General features: G+C 80.5%; 2 pseudogenes. One reads left to right on the forward strand and one right to left on the reverse strand.

The annotated features are described in order from the left end of the window. Positions 1-786, reverse strand: a pseudogene (locus tag R7226_RS31490) (hypothetical protein); the annotation flags it as partial. A 9-nt stretch (positions 787-795) separates the two neighbouring features. Between R7226_RS31490 and R7226_RS31495 the strand changes: the two are divergent. Then, positions 796-1152, forward strand: a pseudogene (locus tag R7226_RS31495) (hypothetical protein); the annotation flags it as partial.

Genomic DNA, 1152 nt, shown 5'->3' on the forward strand with positions numbered 1-1152 from the left:
CCGCCGATCCGCGTGGCGGGCGGCGCGCTTGGCGCGAGCGCGCCGCTGCTCGTCGCCGGCGTTCGCGCCGGCATCTGCGTCGGCGCCGTGGCTCACCTGTTGGGGCGCCGACGGCGTGTCGGCCGGCCGGGCCGCCGCGGCGCGCCGGGGCGGCTCGGCGCCGCTGCGGCTCTGCAGCAGCACGACGCCACCGACGACCGTGACGAGGAGCAGCAGCGCGAACCCGCGCACGTGGGTGCGCGCGTGCTGGGAGAGGCTTGCCCAGCCCATCCGCACGCCGATCCGGCCGAGCTGGCGGCGGGAGCGCGGCGACGCACGGGTGCGTCGCGCGGGGCGCGTCCGCCGCTGGGGGCGGTCGCGCGCTTCACGGCGGGCGCGCGACGAGCGCGACGGGCGCGCGCTTGCGATGCGGTCGCCGGGCTCGTCGCGGGGCGCGTCGTCGTCGGCGTCCTGCGCCCAGCGGTTCGCTGACTCGAAGAGGTTGCCGCCGGGCGCGGGCGCCGGCCGGATCGCGGTGGCCGCCGAGAAGGCGTCGCCGGGCGCGGGCCACGGGTCGTCGGGCGGCGGCGCGAGCGGCGCGTCGCCGGGCACGGGCCATGGGTCGTCGGGCGGCGGCGCGTCACCGGGCACGGGCCAGGCGTCACCGGGACTGGGCCAGGCGTCGGGCGGCGCGGGCCAGGCGTCGGCCGGCGCCGGCTCGGCGGCCAGCTCGAAGGGGGCGCGGTCGGGCTCGGGCCGGTCGTCCGGGGACCGAGGCGGACCGGAGGGCGGGTCGTTCGCTGACATGCCCTCTCAATGGCGTCAGCGGCCGGCGGCGCCCCCTCGGATCTCGGCGATCAGGGGTCGAACTCGGTCGACGATGACGCGGGCCGCGGCGGAGGCGGCGCGTTCGCGCCGGACGACGACGAGGAGCCCGAGGACGACGACGCGGCCGGCTGGCTGGCGGCCGGCTGCGGCTGCACCGCCGTGCCGGAGCCGGACACGCCGAACTCGTCCTCGACCGGGTCGGGCGCGACCGGCGCGACGTTGCTCGCGGCGGTCGTTCTCGGCTTGCGCTTCGGCTTGGCTCTCGGCTTGGAGGCGCGCGCCGCCGGCTTCGACGCGGCGCTCGCGGGCGCGGACGCGGCGGCGGGCTGCGCGGTCGCCGGCACG

Source organism: Conexibacter stalactiti (assembly GCF_033542075.1).
Taxonomy (GTDB): domain Bacteria; phylum Actinomycetota; class Thermoleophilia; order Solirubrobacterales; family Solirubrobacteraceae; genus Conexibacter; species Conexibacter stalactiti.